An 18,877-nucleotide genomic window follows, 5' to 3' on the forward strand; every position below is an offset into this window, starting at 1 on the left:
CGGCGCGGTCAGTCCTGTGCACGGCCCGTCGTCACGCGTGCGATCATGAGCGCGATCAGGATGATTCCGCCGTAGATGGCCTGGATCCAGAACGACGGCACCTGGGCGAGGGTGAGCAGGTTCTGCACGACGCCGAGCAGGAGTACGCCGGTCAGGGCGCCGAACATGGTGCCCTTGCCGCCGTCCAGGCTGATGCCGCCGATCACCGCGGCCGCGAACACGGTGAAGATCATGTTCTGGCCCTGGTTGGCGCTGATCGCGCCGACGTAGCCGGTCTGCATGATCCCGCCGGCCGAGGCCAGGACGCCCGCGGCGACGAACACGCCGAGCATGACCCGCTCCACGCGGATGCCGGCCGCGCGGGCCGCCTCCGCGTTGCCGCCGATGGCGTACAGGGCCCGTCCGATGCGGTGGTACTTCAGCAGGAGCCCGGCGACCGCGAAGGCGACGGCGGCCACCCACACCGACAACGGGATGGTCAGGAAGGTGGTGGTGGCCAGGGAGTAGAAGCTGGCGGGCATGCCGAACAGCGTCTTGCCCTTGGTGGCACCGACCAGCAGACCGCGCAGCACGATCAGCATCGCCAGGGTCACGATGAAGGCGTTGAGCTTGAACCTGACGACGAGGACGCCGTTGAAGAGGCCGACGACCGCGCCCACCACCAGGATCGCGAGCAGGGCGAGCGGCGCCGGGAACTTCACGCCCCATCCGGACTGGTCCGAGGGGAGCACGAGGAGGGCGCCCACGGCCGGCGCGATACCGACGACCGACTCCAGGGACAGGTCGAACTTGCCGGTGATCAGCACCAGGGACTCGGCGAGCACGACCATGGCGAGGGCGGCGGAGGCGCCGAGGATCGAGATCAGGTTGCGCTCGGTGAGGAACGAGTCGTTGACGACCGTACCGAGCACCATCAGCAGCAACAGCGCGGGTAGCAGGGCGAGTTCGCGGGCCCGGCGCAGCAGGACCGCCCTGGCCGATCCCGCGGCGGCGGCGCGTGGCGGCGCGAGCGGCAAAGCGGCCTTGGTGTCAGCCATGGTCCACTCCTTCGATGGAGGCGATCAGCTCGTGGTCGCGCCAGCCCGCCGGGTGCTCGGCGACGACGTGACCGTGGAAGAGGACGAGGACGCGGTCGCAGCGGCGCAGGTCGTCGAGTTCGTCGGAGACGACGAGGACGGCGGTGCCGTCCTCGCGGGCGTTGTCCATCCGCGCCAGCAGGGACTCCTTGGACTTCACGTCGACGCCCGCGGTGGGGTTGATGAGCACGAGCAGGTGCGGGTCGGAGGCGAGGGCGCGGGCCATGACGACCTTCTGCGCGTTGCCGCCGGACAGGTCCGCCACGGGCTGTTCGGGGCCCTCGGTATGGATGCCGAGGCGCTCGATCAGTTCGCCGGCGACACCGCGTTTGGCGTCGGTGGAGACGAAGCCGAAGCGGCCGAGCCGGTCCAGCACGCTCATGGTGGCGTTGTCGCCGACCGTCATGCCGGCGACCAGACCCTGTTCGTGCCGGTCGCGGGGCACACAGCCGACGCCCGCCCCGAGCGCGGCCCGCACATCGCCGAACGGGAGCTTCCTGCCGTCGAGTTCGGCAGCCCCGCCGGTCGGGGTGTGCAGTCCGGCGAAGGTCTCGGCCAGCTCGATCTTGCCGCTGCCGCTGGAGCCGGCGAGTCCGACGACCTCGCCACCGCGGACGGTGAGGTCGACGTCCGCGTACGCCTCGGAGGTGAGCCCGCGCGCGTCGAGCACCACGGGGGTGCCGACGGCGTCCGCGTCGCGTACGTACCTGCGCTCGTGCTCCGCGACCGACTCCCCCGCCATCGCCTCCACCAGGGCCGCGCGCGACAGGTCGGCGACCGGCGCGGTCGTGATCCAGTGAGCGTCGCGCAGCACGGTGACGGTCTGGCAGACCTCGTACACCTCCTGGAGGTGGTGTGAGATGAACAGGAAGGTGACTCCGGAGTCCTGCAGGGCGCGCATCCGCGTGAACAGCCGCTCGATCTCATGGTTGTCGAGCTGGGCGGTGGGCTCGTCGAGGACGATGAACCGCGCGCCGAAGCTCAGCGCCCGCGCGATCTCGACCATCTGCCGGTCCTCGACCCTGAGTTCGCGGGTACGGGCCTCCGGGTCGACGCGCACGTCCCAGGCGTCCAGGAGGTCGGCGGCCTGCCTCCTCAGCCGGCGCCAGCTGATGAGGGATCCGCGGCCCGTGGGCTGTCGGTTGATGAACAGGTTCTCCGCGACCGTCAGTTCGGGGACGACCGTCGGCTTCTGGTACACACAGGCGACCTTGCGGCGCCAGGCGTCGCGGTCGGTGAGCGCGGGCGCGGGCTCACCGTCGAATCGGACCTCGCCCTCGTCGGGCGCCTGGAGGCCGGTGAGCACCGCAACCAGGGTGGACTTGCCGGCGCCGTTGCGGCCGACGAGGGCGTGGGACTCGCCGGGCAGGACGGTGAGCCGGCCGTCGGCGAGGGCGACGGTGGGGCCGTAGCGCTTGACGATGCCCCGCGCCTGGACCAGCGGGGTGGTGTCGGGGCTGCTCATCGGACCGTGTTGCCCCAGAGCTTGGGGTCGTCGACGTTGTCCTTGGTGACCAGTGGCGCGGGCAGCTGGTCCTCCAGGTTGCCGCTGGGCAGCTTGACGATCGTGGAACCGTGGTCGGTGGGGCCCGGCTTGAACGTCCTGCCCTGCATCGCCGCCTTGATGTAGTACATGCCGTACTTGGCGTAGGCGTCGGCGGGCTGCGAGACCGTGGCGTCGATCTCACCCTTGCGGATGGCGTCGAACTCCTGCGGGATGCCGTCGTTGGAGACGACGACGATGTGCCCGGCCGTGCCCGCCTTCTTCAGCATCTTCTTGGACTTCAGCGTCTGCAGGGTGGGCGCGAGGTAGACACCGCCCGCCTGCAGATAGATGCCCTCGATGTCGGGGTTGGCGTTCAGGAGCGTGTCGAGCTTGGAGGCGGCGGTGTCGGACTCCCACTTGGCGGGGATCTCCAGCACCTTCAGCCGGGGGAAGTTCTTCCGCACGCAGGAGCGGAACGCCTCCGAGCGTTCACGGCCGTTGACCGAGGCCAGGTCACCCATGACCTGCACGACCTTGCCCGAGCGGATGTGCGCGCCCAGGTACTGGCAGGCCTTCTCGCCGTAGGCGACGTTGTTGGCCCGCACGACCATGGCGACCTTGCCCTTGTCGGGTGCCACGTCGACGGCGACCACGGGGACGCCCTTGCGCTCGGCCTGGTCGAGTCCGGCCTGGATGGCGGCGCTGTCCAGCGGGGCGACGACGAGGCCCTTGACGCCCTGGTTGAGCTCGTTGTTGATGTCGGTGATCTGCTGCGAGGGGTCACTGTTGGAGTTGACCGTCTTCAGTGCGTCGACGCCCTGGGACGCGGCCATCTTCGGCACGTAGTCGTTGTACGACTGCCAGAACGGCGAGGTCAGCAAGGGCAGGATCACCCCGACCTTGCCGTTGCCGTCCCCTTTGGCACCCGCCGCGCCGCTGTCCTTGGTGCTGCCGCATGCCGTGAGCGCCAGGGTGCCGCAGGCGGCCGCAGCCGTCGCGCGCACCGCCCACGAGGAGAAGCGCCTGCCTTGCCGTCCGTCCCGCGCTGTGCTGCCGGCCATCTGTCGGCTCCTCATCGAGCGAAATCGAGCAGTTGACCGCATACTTATCAGACCACTTGGCGCTCACAACACCCTTCTGCGCCAAGATTTCCCACGTTCCGGCCGTAGTGGTCGGACCACATCGATGGCTAGACTGCGGCGCACGGTGACAGGAGGAGTGGCGTGGACGAAACCGCTACGGAGACGGAACCGGGGACCGCCGCGGCCGCTCCGCAGAAGGGCACGGTGACGCAGCGCGCCATTGAGCGGATCAAGTCGATGATCGCCGAGGGCCTGCTGGAGCCCGGGCAGCGCCTGCCCACCGAGCGGGACCTCGCGGCCCAGTTGGGCATCTCCCGCAGTTCGATGCGTGAGGCGATCCGCGCGCTGACCGTGCTCGGCGTGCTGGAGGCCCGGCACGGCTCGGGCATCTACGTCACCCGGCTGGAGGCCGGTGACCTGCTGGAGACGTTCGGCGTGGTCGCCGATCTCTCCCGAGGCCCGCGCCTGGTGGAGCTGCTCGAAGTGCGCCGCATCCTGGAGTCGACGGCGACCGCGCTGGCGGCGGCCCGGATCACCCGGGACCAGCTCACCGAGGTGGAGAAACACCTGACGGCGATGAACACCACCGACGATCCGGAGGAGATCCTCGCCCACGACCTCGCCTTCCACCGGGTGATCGCGGTGGCCGCGGGCAACGAGACGATGGCCGCGATCCTGGACGGCCTGTCCTCGCGCACCTTCCGCGCCCGCGTCTGGCGCGGCTACCAGGAGGAGGGAGCCTTCTCCCGAACCCGCCGCGAACACGCCGCGATCCACCGGGCACTGACCGCCCGGGATCCCGAGGCCGCACGAGCAGCCGCGGCCGCGCACGTGGGCGAGGTGGAGGAGTGGCTGCGCGCGCAGCTGGAGCGGTAGCGGCCCCGGAATTCGTTCGCCCTGGCCGACCACGCTCAGGGACCGCCGGCCGCACGGACGGCGCGGTCCGGCGCGGTCCGGCGCGGGCAGGAACGTACGACGGGCCTGGGCTGCCGGCAGCAATCTGCTGCTCAACGTGGCCCCCCGGGCGGACGGGGTCATACCCCCGCGTGAGCAGGAACTCCTCCGGGCGGTCGGAGCGCGTCTGCGCACCGAGTGAGTCGCCTCACCTGCCTGACCGGGCGATCGATCAAGACTGTCGCGATGCACGGTGGATTTGCGCTGCATGGTGGCGCGCGGCGACGAGGCCGCCCGCCGGCAGGTCACCTTCCGCCCTCCCGGCACCTGAACCAAGATGGCCCGGCGGAAGGTCGTGCCAGACGCGTGCCGGATCGCGCAGGAGACCACGGGGAACACGGGGAATTCAACGGGTCCGCCCGCCAGGGCGTCGACACCCTCCCGCCGCAGGTGAGTCCCGCAGCGAGTCCTAGATCACCTCAGCTTCCCGAGCTCGGAGCTTCAGCCGGATGCCTGGTGAGGTCGCCGTTCGTCGTCGTTCAGCGCCTTGCTGATCTCCAGCAGGCGATCCTCGGGCAGAGCGATGGCCGGAGCGCAGCGGCACGCTGGACAGGGCCACTCATGATCAGCAGAGAGCACGCGGTATACGGCTCCATGGCCGCGTCCCAGTCGGCACCGAGCGCGGCCCGTTGCGCTTCCTCGCCACGCAGGCAGGTACCGAGGTGCACTGGCCAGAACAAGGGGTCGTCGAGACAGGCGCTCCCCTCGGCCAGAGTGTCCCTGTAAGGTCCGGCCTCGTCAGTCAAACCACACAAGCATCGCGTCGCCCGCTGCGGCGGAGCCGGCCGCGATCCACAGTGGCTCTGACGTTGTTCACCGGGCCCGCCATGGTGGCTTCCGCCGGCTCCAATTGGTGAAGATCCTGTGCCCCGGGGACGTCTTCCAGTAGCCCCGAGGATTGGTCAGGCGACAGGACTCGGTGTCGTTCGCTCTCGGCCCTGCCATACCCACAAGACGCCGGTCCCCACCGCTGTGTGACAACCACGAGAAGTGGCCCACATCACATGGCTGCACTGTCACAGAGACCCGGTCGCCCACGTCTCGTGTTCGTCAGGACGCCGCGCGAATGATCCGGGCGGCACGCACCACCACGAGTCGAGTTCGAGAAGGGACGACCTCGCCGTGTCCATGCCTGGAACGACCGGCACGACGACCGATCAGCAGGACCTCCGGTCGCGTATGCCCAACCCCCTCCGATAGAAGGTAGCTCGACACATGGCCGACACAGCCCTGCCCGGAAACGGCGCCGAACGCCTCGTCAGCCCCGACGTATCACTGGACAAGGAAGGAGACTCCCCGCCGCCCCCCAACCCCCGCCGCTGGTGGGGCCTGGTGGTCATCGCCCTCGCCCAGCTGATCGTGGTGCTGGACATGACCATCGTCAACATCGCCCTGCCGTCCGCCCAGCAGGACCTCGGCATGACCGACGGCAACCGGCAGTGGGTCATCACCGCATACACCCTCGCCTTCGGCGGCCTGCTGCTGCTCGGCGGCCGCCTCGGCGACCTGTTCGGACGCAAGCGCAGCTTCATCATCGGCCTGATCGGCTTCGCCGGAGCCTCGGCGCTCGGCGGCGCCGCCACCGGCCCCGGCATGCTGTTCGCGGCCCGAGCCCTGCAGGGCGTCTTCGCCGCGCTGCTGGCCCCCGCCGCGCTGTCCCTGATGACCACGACCTTCACCGACCCGCGCGAACGCGGCAAGGCGTTCGGCGTGTTCGGCGCCATCGCCGGCGCCGGCGGCGCCATCGGCATGCTGGTCGGCGGCTTCCTGACCGAGTACCTGGACTGGCGCTGGTGCCTGTACGTCAACGCCCCGGTGGCCGCCCTCGCGGTGATCGGCGCGATCGTGATGCTCAAAGACCCGGTCCGCAGGGCCGACGCCCAGCTGGACATCCTCGGCGCCGTGCTGGGCACCGCCGGTGTGCTGTCCATCGTCTACGGCTTCAGCGAGGCCGAGTCCCGCGACTGGGACGACACCCGGGTGCTGAGCCTGCTGATCGGCGGCGCGGTGATCCTCGGAATCTTCGCGCTGTGGCAGACCCGCGCCCGGACGCCGCTGCTGCCCCTGCACATCGTCAAGGACCGCCAGCGGGCGGGCGCTTACCTGACGATGGCCCTGGTCACCATCGCCATGTTCGGCGTCTTCCTGTTCCTGACCTACTACTTGCAGGGCATCAAGGGCTGGTCGCCGCTGAAGACCGGTGTGGCCTACCTGCCGATGACGGCCTGCATGATCATCGGTTCCACGCAGATCTCGGCGCGGCTGCTGCAGAAGGTGCCGGCCCGGGCGCTCATCATGCCCGGCCTGATGCTGGCCTCCGGAGGCTTGGCCTTCCTGGCCTCCATGGACGTCGACGCCACCTACCTCAGCCACGTCCTGCCCGGCATCTGCTTGATGGGCCTCGGCATGGGCGTCACCTTCATGGCGGCCATCTCGACGGCCACCAGCCGCGTTGCCCCGCAGGACCAGGGGGCGGCCTCGGCGACCCTCAACACCATGCAGCAAGTCGGCGGGTCGGTCGGCACCGCGCTGCTCAACACCATCGCGGCCAGCGCGACCACGGACTGGCTGACGGACCACCGGGTCAACCTCGCCCAGCAGACGCCGCAGACGAAGGCGGCCCTGGCGGAGGCGACGGTGCACGGCTACTCCGTGGCGACCTGGATCTCCGCAGGCATCATGCTGCTGGCCGTGGTGGTCGCGGGCGTCTTCATCAATGCCAAAGCGGCGGGCCGGCAGGCCGGCGCAGCGGCGGCCGGCCCGGCGGGCGGTGACCGTGAAGCCGGGGCCGTCGAGGCGCCGGTCCACGCGGGCTAGCCTCCGGCAGGCCCCGACCATGTGGGGCCCGAGTCAGGTCCCGGCCCTTCTCCGGCACCGGGGTCAGTCTTGGGCTCCACGACCGAGATGAACATGTGGTCGACCACTTCTCGCCCGGTGTTCCGGCGCTTCGTCGGTGCCGTCGCGGCCGGCGTGGTCCTGGCCGCAACCCGGTTGCCGACGGTCAAGGGCAGCGACCACCCGCCCTCCCACAGCTGGGCCGTCGGCCTCGAACGGAAGCCGGGCAGGGTACCTGGTCTCCATACGGCGTTCCTCGGTGGGTTCGGTGTCGGACCCCGGCGCCCGGCGAGGGCGGCCGGCAGCACCGCTCCAGTGCCGAAACTCCGGCGGGCGCGGTCTGCGGCGGCTTCGATACGGCGGGCCTTGGAGCAGTAGGGGTCGAAGGTGGGCTACGACCTGATCGTCACGCAGGCGGGCACCGAGCCGGTGGGTGAGGGCCAGCCGTGGCTGACCGTGGTGGGTGCCAGGCGGGTTATGAGGCGCGGTGGAAGGGCGCGGTGGCGGCGGGGCCGACCGCGCTGGGGCCGAACTTCGCACGGATGCGGTCCAGGGTCCGTTCGGCGGCGAGCCGGGACTCGCGTGTCTGGTCCAGGCTGATCTGCGTGGCCACCTGGTCGGCGTTGATGAGGTCCTGGCCCTTCAGGGTGATTCCGGTCAGTCGGGCGCGCTGGAGGCCGGCGGCGTCCATCAAGTGGTAGGCGAGGGTGCGCAGGTCTTCGTCGTGTGCTGAGGCCTCGGGCAGGCGGCGGGTCTTTTCCCAGAGGGTGCCGCCCGCGAAGGTCAGGGTCAGGGTGAGGGCCTGGGCTGCCTGACCACGGCAGCGCAGCAGCAACCCGAGTTGGACGACGAGGTCGAGCAGGGCGGTCCGGACCGTTGCACCGTCCAGCGTGGAGTGCGGGAAGCGGTGCCGTACGGCGGCGGAGGCGGGCAGCGTACGGGGGACGATGGGGCGGGGGTCGATGCCGCGGGCCCGGTCGGCGGCGAGAGTGCCGGCCGTCTTGCCGAGCAGGCGCTGCGCGGTGGCGGGTGAAACGGCGGCGAGCAGGCCGACCGAGTGGATGCCGTAGTCGTGCAGGACGGCGGCCTGGCGGGGGCCGATGCCGTGCAGGGCCTCGACCGGCAGCGGGCCGAGCCAGTCGGCGGTCTCCTCGGGAGGGACGGCAACTACGCCGCCGGGGCCGGCGATCCGGGCGGAAGCGGTGGCCGCGACGGTGATCGTGGAGCCGATGCCGACGCGGACGTCGATACCGAGACGGGAGATGGACCTGACGCGCAGCATCTCGCCCAGGTGGCGGACATCGGTGCCGTGGTAGCGCAGGGCGCCCTTGAGTTCGACCAGTGCGCAGGTGGGAGGCAGTGCCTGGACGACCGGTGACAGGTCGGCCAGCAGTTCCAGCACCTGCCGGTAGGCCTGCTCCGGGAGCCGGTCCGGACAGCGCACATGCATCACCGTCGGCTGCCCTTGGATCTCCTGGTTCACGTGATCACCTCCCACCCCAGGCTATCGAACGGCAAATCGAACACGCGAGTGCAACGGCGCCGGGTTGCGAGCCTAGAATCACAAGAACGCTCGATGACCTGCCGCCTGACCTTGAACGATTGCGCACTCTGCGGGTCCGGCATGAGCTGTGGCTGCGCCGCATCGACCGCAAGATCACCCAGCTGGTGCAGCGGCGGACCGCAGGACCGTGGCCACCGTGCGAGGCCGCGGCCGCCCGAGTGCCCGGCAAGCAGCCCCTGCTCCTCAATGAGCCACCGACAAGGCGAGCCGGCGGCAGCGACGGCGGCGCCACCTTCGCCGCGTACGCCCACCGCGTCTACCAGGAGCCGCGCACGGACACACCGAAGCGGCAGCTCATGCGGGTCCCGCGAAGGTCAACGGTGCCTGGTCTTCAGCAACATGACCACGAGGGCCACGAACAGAATCGCGAGCACGATGGCGTACCACGTGATGAGGTCGCGAGTGGGGTCGGCGAGTTCTTCCGCTCCTGCCGCTGCGCAGAGGATCTTTCCGCATACGAAGTTCATTGGGGTCGTCTTCTTCCAGAACGCCCGTTTTGCGGCTCCTGCCGGCGGAACCGGCAGATTCCGTGCTTCCGGGCATCTATCGCTCCCCTCTGTCATTGAACACCCGGGAACTCCCGCGCGCTAACACGGTCAGGCATTGCTCCTGCCCGACCTCGTCGTCGTCCGTCTCGTCGTCGCTGCGCGGATCGCGCAGGCGGCGCAGACCCGGCGCCGGCGGCCGGGTGAAGGCGCAGCGGCCGAGGAAGTTGATGTGGCCGCTGGAGCACCGCGCCCTCGCTCTCACCCCGAGTTCACCTACCAGGAGCGGCCGGAGATCCCGCACGGGGTCCGCGTTCCCAAAATGGGGACCACCGCAACGCGAACGGCGCCGAACACGGCCGGCCGCCCGACCCGCTGACCCCTCGACCGGCTTTCCGTCACCTCACGAACCGCATTTCGTCGGTAACCCGATACGAGAGAGCCCCGGCCAGCATCTGAACGCTGTTGGTAAATCCGTCCCGCTGGGTCTCTTCTGTCCTGTGCCGCCGAAGGTCGAGCGCGTGCCATCGGAGGTCAAGTGGTCGGACGGGGCCTCGGCGAGTATCGGACCCGGAATCTTCGACGACGGTGCGGTGACGTCGATATGCGGCTCGGCCGAAGACGGCGTACAGGCAGCGAGGCTCGGCGCATACCCGTTACGGTGCTACGGGCGCCATTCGAACAGCAGGATGGTCGCGTCGTCCCGCAGTTGGTTGCGCTGGTGAGCGAGGATGGCGTGGATGAGCAGCCGTAGTACCTCGGCCGGGCGCTGGCCGGCGGCGGAGGAGCGGATGATGAAGTCGGTGAACCGGTCGAGTCCGAATTCCACACCATCCGCGTCGCGTGCCTCCACAACGCCGTCGGTGTAGAGCAGGACGTGGTCGTCCGGTTTCAGTGTCGTCTGGCGGACCTGCCGGGCTGCCGGGACGAGTTCGCCGGCCAGGCCGAGCGGGGGCTGCGGGGTGCTGTCCAGCGCTCCGTCGAGCACCCGCTCGGCACGGATCAGCAGCGGCGGAGGGTGACCGCAGTTGACCCAGTGCAGCACCCCGGTTTCCGCGTCGAGGCGGCACAGCACGCCGGTGCAGTAGTGGTCGGGCAGCCACCGGGCGAGCGCCTGGTCGACGGAGCCTACGACATCGGCCAGGTCGCCACCGCCGCGGCGGGTGTTCCGCGCTGCTGCCATCGCGACCGACGCGGTCAGGCCGGACGCCAGATCGTGACCCATGGAGTCGAGGATCATGGTGTGCAGCTCGTTCTTGACCACCGAGTGGTCGAAGGCGTCGCCGGCGACGTCGTACGCCGGTTCCAGGACCGCGGTCGAGACGCACCTGCTGCTGCCGATGGTGCGGGGTGGCAGGAAGGCCCGCAGCATTTCGGTGGGCAACCGCATGGTCGCGGTGCGGGTGCGGGCGGCGAGCCAGTCGCTGTAGGCGCGCTTGGAGGTGATCAGCATGGCGAACAGATGGGCCAGCATCCGGCTGCGGCGGATACGCACCCCGTCGAGCGCGGCGGTCCGTACCGCCAGCACGCCCAGCCGCTCCGCGCCATCCACCAGAGGCATCCATACGATCACGCCGTGGTCGGCGTCGGACACCTGCAGGGAGACAGTGCGGTACGCCCAGCCGGCCGGCGAGTCGGCCACCGGTAGCGGCTCCAAGGCCTCGTCGAGTGGGATGAGCAGCCGTTGCTGCAGGTCGACGAGGTAGATCAACGCGGTGTCCAGGCCGAAGGCTGAGGCGCACCGGTTCGCCAGGTCGGACAGCTCGAACGGCAGGGCCGTCTGCGCCTCGATGATCAGCTCTTCCAGCCGACTCTCGTCGACGGCGGCGTCGGAACCGGCGGACGCGTGCGGTGGGTCCGACACGGGGATCACCACCTTCCGCGCCCAGTTTCACACCAATCCCGACTTCTCTCGCGTCAGGGACGATCGCCCCGAGTGCGATCGCGGCGAGGGCTGTTCCATGTCACCACGGGTATCAGTCCACTCGCGCGCAGCGTAGCTCTACCTGCGGTTATGCGCGGTCGGACGCGCTACCAGCGGCTGTCCGGACGCAGTGCTGGATGGACGTCAGAGTCCGCCGGGGCAGCATGCCGAGCAATGTTCGATGGCACGAACTCTCTGATCAGCAACCTTCACCGGCAACGGTCAATCGTCCGCATGGGACAGCCTGGACCACAGGCCGGTGAAGAGTTCCTGTGGTGCTCGGGCCTGCAGGCCGCACAGAGGGGCCACTGACCTTACCCGGGCCGGCTGACGCCTGTTCCGGTCCCGCACCACACAGAAGGCGACCACCACCGTCGAGAGCACCGCCAGAGCGACCACCTCAACCAGCACGTTCCGAGACAACGGCAGGCAGTGACGCCAGCCGGCGAACCCCTGGGCCATGACAGCCAGGGCCCCGATACCGCTGGTCACCCAGGGGCCCTCTAACCACGCGGTGAGCGCGGGCGCGATCACCAGCAGGGGGCCGAGGTCACTCACCCGCCCGGCTCCAGCGCACCGAGGTCACTCACCCGCCGTCCAAGCCTGCGGCCCACCGCCGCGCCACTCGATCAGGTCGGGGTCGTCGACCGTCGTATTGGACTCGGGCAGACCGCTTCGGCGCAGAAACTCCACCACATCGAGCAGGTGATGCGCAGTGCCAACGAACTCACCGCGGATCGTGACCCGCCTGCCACCGTCAAGGCCCGGCGGCTGCACAACCACAGGCGCGCCTTCCATAGCTCCTGGGTGCCCCTTGCCCAGCAACTCATGTCAGCCCGCGCCCGTCGAACGTCGTCGGCGACAGTGGGCGGACGATCGTAGGCGCGGGCATGAGCAGACTTACCCATCCATCGCCGCAGCTCATCCGGATCGCACCTCGGTGCCACCCGGCAGACGGAAGGGATTGCGGCCCAGGAACGGACCGGGTCGGCCTGCAACGGCCTGCTTACCCCGAGGTACCGCTGGGGATGGCGAGTTCGCGGCCGCGATAGAAGCCTTCCCGCTCCTGTACAACGTACGGGGCCATGGCGGCACGCCGCTGCGTCTCCGGCTCTGAGCTCCGCCAAGTGTCACACGCCTCCTTGGAGTCCCAGAACGACACCCCGGTGATCTCCTGTCCGTCGTCGGACCAGTAAGCGAATGCGCGGCGCATACCCTGCGGCTGGGTGGCCGGACGCCATGCCTTCTCGAAGTCCTCCAGTGTGCCTGGCTGAATGCGGCGGGTCGTCACCCAGACAAAGTGCTCCTCCATCGCGGTCTCCTCAGCTACGGCGGTTCGGCTCGTCGACGCCACTTCGACCACCGTAGGTCCACAGCACGGACCGCGCCTGCGCGGTGATCGCGGGGCTGCCGAGCGGGGCTGCCGAATCGAGGAGGTGTTGCGGGATCTGCATGAGGCAGGCGGGCGTCTTTCCGACGACCGCGACGCCCAGTGCCCGGAGGACCGCAGCTCTGGTGGTGGCACATCCCCGGCAGTCTGGTCGGTGGTCAGGGCACCGAGACGTTCAGCGGTCGGCACGTGCATCCCGTGTTGCGGAGGCGACCGAGTGCACCTGTGCTCCCCGTGTGTGGCGGACACCGGGGGGCGCGGGAGGCGAGACATGATGGATGTACAGGCGTGTTCTGCGAGGAGGAGTACACATGGCCGCGTCGGGCTCTGGCGGTGCGGAGCGCGTGCCGGGTGGTAAGTCGCGGTTCGACGATATCTACAACCGGCCGGACCCCCGCGCGTACTTCCGACGGCTGGCCCCACTGGAGTACGAGATCCCGCACCACGCGCAGCCGGTCTTCCGGCAGGCCGCCGCCGAACGGACTGCACTCGACGACGACTACCCCGGCAGGCCGGCGGTGCTGGACCTGTGCTGCTCGTACGGGATCAATGCCGCGCTGCTCAACCACGACGTGACGCTGGCGAAGCTGTATGAGCGGTACACCTCCCCCGCTCTCCGGACGATGTCGACGGCGGAACTGGCGGCACGGGACAAGGAGTTCTACGCCGAGCGGCACCGCACGGACGCCGTGCCGGTGTTCGGCCTGGACGTGGCGCCATCCGCCGTGCACTATGCGCTCGAGGTGGGGCTCCTGGACGCCGCCTTCACCGACGACCTGGAACAGGGCTCACCCAGCCCCGGGCTGAGCCGCGCGCTCACCGACGTCGGCCTCATCACACTGACGGGCGGCGGCAGCTACATCACTGCCCGAACCTTCGCGGCACTGCTGGACGGCGCCCGGAGACCGGTATGGGTCAGCGCGTTCGTGCTGCGGACGGTGTCGTACCACCCCATCGCCCGGTCCCTGGCCGCACACGGTCTGAGCACAACCGTCGATCTTTCCCGCACCTATCCGCAGCGCCTCTTCACGGACGAACGGGAACGGCAGTATGCGATCGCGGCGGTACGGGCGCTGGGCGGCGACCCTACCGGACGGGAGGAGAGCGGCCGTTTCCACAGCCTGCACTACGAGTCCCGGCCCGACACACCGTGACAACCGGGTATGGGAAGAGTCACCGACCACGACCATCCGGTCACGGGCGGCGCGGCAAAGGCGGCGGATCAACGAAGGGAGCGGTATGCCCAGCAGACGTCCTCCGGCGGAGTCGTACGACTTTCCCGCACGGACGGTTCCCCGGGTGGACTCCTTGAGCGAACTGGATGGTGTGGTGGCCACCTGCCGGGCGTGTCCGCGTCTGGTGGCATGGCGGGAGGAAGCCGCCCGGGTCAAGCGCAGAGCGTTCCAGGACTGGGAGTACTGGGCACGGCCGGTGCCCGGCTTCGGCCCGGCAGACGCATCGTTGGCCATCATCGGTCTGGCCCCGGCCGCGCACGGCGGCAACCGCACCGGGCGCATCTTCACAGGTGACCCGTCCGGCGACGCGCTGTACGCCGCCCTCTACGACATCGGGCTCGCCTCCCAGCCGACCTCCACACACCGGACTGACGGGCTGGAGCTGCACGGGGTCCGGATCACGGTGCCGGTGCACTGCGCTCCGCCCGCCAACCGACCCACTACCGATGAGCGTGACACCTGCCGGCCATGGCTGGCCCGCGAGTTGGAACTGCTGCGCCCGACAATGCAGGCGATCGTGGTACTCGGCGCATTCGCCTGGCAGGCGCTGCTGCCCGTGCTGGCCGGCGCAGGCTGGCGTCTTCCCCGACGACGCCCCGTCTTCGGACACGGCGCCGAAGCCTTGGTCGCAGATGAGAGGCGCGAGCAGGAGGTATTACCTGATCGGCGGCTACCACCCCAGCCGGCGCAACATGTCCACCCGCACCCTCACTCCTGCCATGCTCCGGGACGTGCTGCATCGCGGAGCCGAGGTCGCCGGGCTGCCGAGCCGTCTTGAGCACGGCACGCGGGGTGATGCTGGACGACGTCGTTGATGTCTCAGACGTTGATGTAGGCCTTGTGGGGAGTCTGGCCTCACCGGGCGCAGCCGATGTCCAGCACTTCGATCACTTCGCCGTGGACCGTGTAGACGAGGTAGACGAGCCCGCACCACTCGCCGAACGCTGCGGCTACGTCCGGGCCCGGGTCTCCGTGTCCTGGTGACCGCGCCGACAAGCGTGATGATCTCCTCGTGCACCTCGTCCCGCACACCGAAGATCACGTTGGTGGCCCGTTTGGATCGGTTCGACTCGCACGGCGCCCTCGCAGACGCGCGGGAAACAAAGCCGGTCCCAGCTCGGACCGGGGTCTGCAATCCGAGAAGTCGGAGTCGCCAGGAATCGCAGATCAGCACTGCTGCACTGCTGCGTTGAATACGTTCCCGGGCCTTGTACACACCGTCCGTCACCTCGCGGTCAGCCTCGGTCCTCCTCGTACGGTCCAGCGATGGAAGAGCCGGGTGCACTGCCCCGGTGAAGACCGCGCTCGGTGGTGCTGCCGATGGGCTGGGCCCGCGATGGGTGAGGATGAGGAGATCGAAGCCGCCGGTGACGGGTGACAGCGCCTTGCGGTGCGCCTCGCGGCGGTTGGCCTCGGCGGCGCGGTACTCGCAGATGGCCTGACTGGTGGCCGCGATGTGGTCCTCGTTGAACGCCGCCGCGAGGGACGAGCCATCATGTCCCGAAGTACCGAACGCCCGCCGCTGCCCCGGTTCGGCCGGGTCGGAGCACAGCGCCTAGGACGCCGTGACCAGGCGGGCCACATCGACGAGGTTCTCGGGCCCCGTGACCTGCCCCGCTCGCGCGTCCTGCATTTCCCCGCTCCCCCGCAGGGGGCGACCGCTGGGTACGGCTCTCATTCTCCCCTGCCCGGCCCGGCCGGGACTCGCACTGGGCTGCTGTTGTGGCACGCATCGGGCGGGTGCGACGATGCAGGCCGGCGAGCGAAGGGACACCGACGTGAGGCACGAAGACCAACGGCCGCCCGCAGCCGTGCTGTTCGACGCGCTGGGCCCCGCCTACGAGAAGGCGTTCGCCCATGCCCCCGCCCACCTGTCCGCGCTGGAGTGGCTGCTCGGGCGGCTGCCGCCCGCTGCGCGGACACTGGACGTGGGCAGCGGCACCGGGCGGCCCACCGCGGCCGCGCTCATCGCGGCAGGGCACTCGGTGCTGGGCGTCGACGTCTCTCCCGTCATGGTCGAACTCGCCGCCCGTCAGGTCCCCGAGGCCGAGTTCCGCTGCGGCGACATCCGTGATCTCCCGATCGAGGCGGACTCGTTCGACGGCGTGTGCGTGTTCTTCTCGCTGCTGCAGATGACCCGCGCCGAGCAGTCGGCTCTGACGCGGCGGCTGGCCCGGGCCCTGAGGCCCGGCGGGCATCTGGTGCTGGCCACCGTGCCCGCGGACGTGGAGGACGTCGACGTGGTCTTCATGGGCCGGCCGGTCCGCGCGACGAGCTTCGCGGAGGAGGACATCACCGGCATGGTGGAGGCGGCGGGACTGACGGTGCTGTCCCGGCACAGCACCGCCTTCACCCCGGACCACCCCGGCGCCGGGCCCGAGCCCCACCTCTTCCTGTACTGCCGCCGCGAGGAGACCGGGCACTGACGCTCAGGCGATTTCCACCAGAAGGTCCCCCTCGACCTGCTGGACGCGGCCCACGGTGAGCCCGGTGACCGCACCAGCCTGCGCTCTCGCAAGGCATGGGCAGACGTATCACTGGATACAGGTCCCATGCGCCTTGGCGGACGGCCTCCCACTGCGGTGGCAGCCGGGTGAGGCCGACCTCAGGCAGACCCCAGGAGCGCGCCCCGCCGGAACGACGAAACGCCCGTCGGCAGCCCGCCGGTCATCCGCACCACGGCCGACGTACGACGACCATGCCGAGTTTGCCTTGATCGGGCGCTCCCGGTACGCCAGGCGCACCAGACCCAGCGAGGCCAGGGCGGTCAAAGGCCGGGAGCCGCCGTGTGGGTCACCGGCCCGCCGCGCGCTCGCCGCGCAGCGTCATCACCGTGCTCGTGACCGTCGCGACCGGCTTGCCGTCGTCGCGGATGACGTCGCAGGCATAGTGGGAGATGGTCCGCCCCGAGTGGGTCGGCCGGGCGGTCGCGACGAGACTCCCTGACCACACCGGACGCAGGAACGCAGTGCGGATGTCGATGCTGGTGAAGGTCTCGCCGGGCCGCATCAGGGTCGAGTGTGCGGTCCCGATCGCCGCATCGGCGAGCTCGACGAGGAAGCCGCCGTGCACCGTGCCCTGCTGGTTGCCGTGCCGGGCGGCGTCCACCTCCACGCCGACCGACGCGGTGCCCTCCCCGACGTCGACGATGCGGAAGCCGAGGAAGGCCGAGATGGCCGTCGGGTACCGCATGTGGGTCCGGTCGCCGGGCCGCAAAGCTCCCGCGACGTGACGCTGCAGGTACTCCAGCACCGGAAGGGCTGCCGTGTCGGATCCGGGCATAAGGGGTCTCTCCTTGGCTCGCGGCGGATGCCTCGGACCCTAGGAGCAGTAAGGTGAGGCAATCAAGAAATTGTCCTAGCTACAAGGTCGGTGGCCGTGAGGGTGGAGCGCTTCCGTCAGATCGCCGACGAGTTCGCCGCCGCCATCCGGTCCGGGGCCCTCCCGGCGGGTACACGGCTGCCGACCCACCGGGATCTCGCACGCGAACGCGGCATCGCGGCGGCGACGGCCACCAAGGTCTACCGGGAGCTGGCGGCGGTCGGGCTCGTCGTGGGCGAGCGGGGAAGAGGCACCTACGTCCGCGATCTCAGCCGCTTCGGCGGCCTCGAACCCCGCCGCCTGCCGACCGGGGCCCGCGTGGCGGACCTGTCGTTCAACCAGCCGCTCGCACCGGACCAGAGCGACCAGCTCCGCCACGCCCTGCGCGCGCTCGCAGCACAGGGCGACCTCGACGCGCTCCTCCTGCAGCAGCCGGCGGGCGGACGCAGCACCGACCGGGCCGCCGTGGCCACCCACCTGCTGGACCGCGGCATCGATATTGCCCCGGCCCGCGTCCTGCTCACCGCCGGGGCACAGCACGCCCTCGACACCGTCCTCGGCAGCATCGCCGCACCCGGCGCCGTCGTCGCCGTCGACGAACTGACCTACCCCGGCATCAAGCACGTCGCCGACGCCCGCCGCATCGAACTCGTGCCCATACGCTGCGACGTCACCGGCACCGACGCCGGAAGCCTCGATGAGCTGTGCGGCAGTCGCCCGGTTTCGGCGATCTACCTGATGCCGACCCTGCACAATCCCCTCGGCTTCACGCTCGACGCGGTCACCCGGAAGCGGATCGCCGAGATCGCCCACCGCCGCGACTGCCTCCTCGTCGAGGACGGTACCTACGGCTTCCTCGCCCCCGACGCCCCGGCGCCGCTCCAACGGCTCGCCCCGGAGCGCACCTTCCACATCGGGAGCCTTTCGAAGAACCTCTCCACCGGACTGCGCGTCGGCTACGTCGTCGCCCCGCCGCGGCACATCCGCGTTGTCAAGCGCACGCTGATTGGCTCCAGTTGGGGAATCTCGAGCATCGTCACCGCTCTCGCGACCCGCTGGATCGCCGACGGAACCGTCGCCCGTCTGGAGAAGACGCGGCGTGAGGACGCACGCCGGCGCCAGGACATCGCCCGCCGCCACCTCGCGGATCTGGGCTACCACGGCAACCCCGGCGCCTACTGGGGCTGGCTGCCGCTGCCCGACGAGCTGAGAGCCGACATCGTCGCCCACCGCTTGGCCGAGCAGGGCGTCCTCGTGTCCACGGCCGATGCCTTCGCCGCGACCGGCCATGCACCCAACGCCCTGCGCCTCGCACTGGCCGGCGCCGACATCGGCGTACTCCCCGATGCCCTCGGGCGCGTACGGGAAGCCGTCCGACTCGCCTGGGGCGAGGATGCCGGCGTCCCGCACGACGAGGCCTACCGCCGCGTTGTTCGGCGCGAGTGATGCGTGAGCTACAAGGTCGTGGATCTTTGCCCTGCAAAGTTCATTGGGATCGCCTACTTCCAGAGCGCCCGTCTTGTGG

At 70.0% G+C, this 18,877-nt stretch carries 17 protein-coding genes and 2 pseudogenes; 7 read left to right on the plus strand and 12 right to left on the minus strand.

Annotated features, from left to right (window positions below):
- Window positions 1–8: 8 nt before the first annotated feature.
- From ACFY4A_RS28085 to ACFY4A_RS28095, 3 genes are read right to left on the minus strand one after another with little or no spacing between them, the layout of a single operon-like run.
- Entirely contained in the window at window positions 9–1,037 is a 1,029-nt protein-coding gene (locus tag ACFY4A_RS28085) for an ABC transporter permease (protein WP_390832126.1), read from the minus strand.
- Window positions 1,030–2,541 (minus strand): sugar ABC transporter ATP-binding protein, encoded by a 1,512-nt coding sequence (locus ACFY4A_RS28090; protein WP_390832127.1) that lies wholly within the window; start codon window positions 2,539–2,541, stop codon window positions 1,030–1,032. The genes ACFY4A_RS28085 and ACFY4A_RS28090 overlap by 8 nt, the downstream gene beginning before the upstream one ends.
- Window positions 2,538–3,623, minus strand: coding sequence for a sugar ABC transporter substrate-binding protein (locus ACFY4A_RS28095; RefSeq protein WP_390832128.1), 1,086 nt, complete (start codon window positions 3,621–3,623; stop codon window positions 2,538–2,540). Before ACFY4A_RS28095 ends, ACFY4A_RS28090 begins: the two co-directional genes overlap by 4 nt.
- Before the next feature lie 162 nt (window positions 3,624–3,785).
- Here ACFY4A_RS28095 and ACFY4A_RS28100 point away from each other — a divergent pair, with 162 nt between their 5' ends.
- From ACFY4A_RS28100 to ACFY4A_RS28110, 3 genes are all read left to right on the plus strand, one after another.
- A complete protein-coding gene (locus ACFY4A_RS28100; RefSeq protein ID WP_390832129.1) occupies window positions 3,786–4,520 on the plus strand; it encodes a FadR/GntR family transcriptional regulator in 735 nt (244 codons plus the stop codon).
- 10 nt (window positions 4,521–4,530) lie between these two features.
- Window positions 4,531–4,740 (plus strand): alpha-L-fucosidase, encoded by a 210-nt coding sequence (locus ACFY4A_RS28105; RefSeq protein ID WP_390832210.1) that lies wholly within the window; start codon window positions 4,531–4,533, stop codon window positions 4,738–4,740.
- A 1,073-nt stretch (window positions 4,741–5,813) separates the two neighbouring features.
- Window positions 5,814–7,415 (plus strand): MFS transporter, encoded by a 1,602-nt coding sequence (locus ACFY4A_RS28110; RefSeq protein WP_390832130.1) that lies wholly within the window; start codon window positions 5,814–5,816, stop codon window positions 7,413–7,415.
- A gap of 493 nt (window positions 7,416–7,908) precedes the next feature.
- Here ACFY4A_RS28110 and ACFY4A_RS28115 read toward each other — a convergent pair whose 3' ends face one another.
- From ACFY4A_RS28115 to ACFY4A_RS28140, 6 genes are all read right to left on the minus strand, one after another.
- Window positions 7,909–8,883, minus strand: a complete 975-nt coding sequence (locus tag ACFY4A_RS28115) for a hypothetical protein (protein WP_390832211.1) — start codon at window positions 8,881–8,883, stop codon at window positions 7,909–7,911.
- Between the two features lie 428 nt (window positions 8,884–9,311).
- Window positions 9,312–9,464 (minus strand): hypothetical protein, encoded by a 153-nt coding sequence (locus tag ACFY4A_RS28120; protein WP_390832131.1) that lies wholly within the window; start codon window positions 9,462–9,464, stop codon window positions 9,312–9,314.
- A gap of 682 nt (window positions 9,465–10,146) precedes the next feature.
- Entirely contained in the window at window positions 10,147–11,355 is a 1,209-nt protein-coding gene (locus tag ACFY4A_RS28125) for a PP2C family protein-serine/threonine phosphatase (RefSeq protein WP_390832132.1), read from the minus strand.
- A gap of 273 nt (window positions 11,356–11,628) precedes the next feature.
- Window positions 11,629–11,964, minus strand: a complete 336-nt coding sequence (locus tag ACFY4A_RS28130) for a hypothetical protein (protein WP_390832133.1) — start codon at window positions 11,962–11,964, stop codon at window positions 11,629–11,631.
- A 24-nt stretch (window positions 11,965–11,988) separates the two neighbouring features.
- On the minus strand, window positions 11,989–12,204 hold the full coding sequence (locus tag ACFY4A_RS28135; RefSeq protein WP_390832134.1) for a hypothetical protein: 216 nt from the start codon (window positions 12,202–12,204) through the stop codon (window positions 11,989–11,991).
- Between the two features lie 208 nt (window positions 12,205–12,412).
- Window positions 12,413–12,718, minus strand: coding sequence for a hypothetical protein (locus tag ACFY4A_RS28140; RefSeq protein WP_390832135.1), 306 nt, complete (start codon window positions 12,716–12,718; stop codon window positions 12,413–12,415).
- A gap of 389 nt (window positions 12,719–13,107) precedes the next feature.
- On the opposite strand from ACFY4A_RS28140, the gene ACFY4A_RS28145 reads away from it, so the two are divergent.
- Window positions 13,108–13,950, plus strand: coding sequence for a hypothetical protein (locus tag ACFY4A_RS28145; protein ID WP_390832136.1), 843 nt, complete (start codon window positions 13,108–13,110; stop codon window positions 13,948–13,950).
- Window positions 13,951–14,035: 85 nt separating this feature from the next.
- Window positions 14,036–14,846 (plus strand): annotated as a pseudogene (locus tag ACFY4A_RS28150) (uracil-DNA glycosylase).
- Window positions 14,847–14,886: 40 nt separating this feature from the next.
- Here ACFY4A_RS28150 and ACFY4A_RS28155 read toward each other — a convergent pair.
- Together ACFY4A_RS28155 and ACFY4A_RS28160 are read right to left on the minus strand one after the other, a co-directional pair.
- Window positions 14,887–15,027: a hypothetical protein gene (locus ACFY4A_RS28155; RefSeq protein WP_390832214.1), complete on the minus strand. Its 141-nt coding sequence runs from the start codon at window positions 15,025–15,027 to the stop codon at window positions 14,887–14,889.
- Window positions 15,028–15,442: 415 nt separating this feature from the next.
- A pseudogene (locus tag ACFY4A_RS28160) lies at window positions 15,443–15,664 on the minus strand (phosphoglucomutase, alpha-D-glucose phosphate-specific); the annotation flags it as partial.
- 115 nt (window positions 15,665–15,779) lie between these two features.
- Between ACFY4A_RS28160 and ACFY4A_RS28165 the strand changes: the two are divergent.
- Complete coding sequence (locus tag ACFY4A_RS28165; protein WP_390832137.1) at window positions 15,780–16,457, plus strand: class I SAM-dependent methyltransferase; 678 nt, start codon at window positions 15,780–15,782, stop codon at window positions 16,455–16,457.
- A gap of 367 nt (window positions 16,458–16,824) precedes the next feature.
- Here ACFY4A_RS28165 and ACFY4A_RS28170 read toward each other — a convergent pair whose 3' ends face one another.
- Window positions 16,825–17,313 carry a PaaI family thioesterase gene (locus tag ACFY4A_RS28170; RefSeq protein ID WP_390832138.1) on the minus strand — a complete coding sequence of 163 codons (489 nt, stop codon included), beginning with the start codon at window positions 17,311–17,313 and terminating at the stop codon, window positions 16,825–16,827.
- Between the two features lie 96 nt (window positions 17,314–17,409).
- On the opposite strand from ACFY4A_RS28170, the gene ACFY4A_RS28175 reads away from it, so the two are divergent.
- Window positions 17,410–18,798: a PLP-dependent aminotransferase family protein gene (locus tag ACFY4A_RS28175; protein WP_390832139.1), complete on the plus strand. Its 1,389-nt coding sequence runs from the start codon at window positions 17,410–17,412 to the stop codon at window positions 18,796–18,798.
- Window positions 18,799–18,877 lie beyond the last annotated feature (79 nt).

It is taken from the genome of Streptomyces sp. NPDC001292, assembly GCF_042896465.1.
Lineage (GTDB): Bacteria > Actinomycetota > Actinomycetes > Streptomycetales > Streptomycetaceae > Streptomyces.

Bases quoted from the DNA above. Each gene is read 5' to 3' on its own strand.
- ACFY4A_RS28110 (WP_390832130.1), top strand. From the start codon at position 5,814: ATGGCCGACACAGCCCTGCCCGGAAACGGCGCCGAACGCCTCGTCAGC.
- ACFY4A_RS28140 (WP_390832135.1), bottom strand. From the start codon at position 12,718: ATGGAGGAGCACTTTGTCTGGGTGACGACCCGCCGCATTCAGCCAGGC.
- ACFY4A_RS28135 (WP_390832134.1), bottom strand. From the start codon at position 12,204: ATGGAAGGCGCGCCTGTGGTTGTGCAGCCGCCGGGCCTTGACGGTGGC.
- ACFY4A_RS28085 (WP_390832126.1), bottom strand. From the start codon at position 1,037: ATGGCTGACACCAAGGCCGCTTTGCCGCTCGCGCCGCCACGCGCCGCC.
- ACFY4A_RS28115 (WP_390832211.1), bottom strand. From the start codon at position 8,883: ATGCATGTGCGCTGTCCGGACCGGCTCCCGGAGCAGGCCTACCGGCAG.
- ACFY4A_RS28090 (WP_390832127.1), bottom strand. From the start codon at position 2,541: ATGAGCAGCCCCGACACCACCCCGCTGGTCCAGGCGCGGGGCATCGTC.
- ACFY4A_RS28095 (WP_390832128.1), bottom strand. From the start codon at position 3,623: ATGGCCGGCAGCACAGCGCGGGACGGACGGCAAGGCAGGCGCTTCTCC.
- ACFY4A_RS28170 (WP_390832138.1), bottom strand. From the start codon at position 17,313: ATGCCCGGATCCGACACGGCAGCCCTTCCGGTGCTGGAGTACCTGCAG.
- ACFY4A_RS28145 (WP_390832136.1), top strand. From the start codon at position 13,108: ATGGCCGCGTCGGGCTCTGGCGGTGCGGAGCGCGTGCCGGGTGGTAAG.
- ACFY4A_RS28120 (WP_390832131.1), bottom strand. From the start codon at position 9,464: ATGAACTTCGTATGCGGAAAGATCCTCTGCGCAGCGGCAGGAGCGGAA.
- ACFY4A_RS28165 (WP_390832137.1), top strand. From the start codon at position 15,780: ATGCAGGCCGGCGAGCGAAGGGACACCGACGTGAGGCACGAAGACCAA.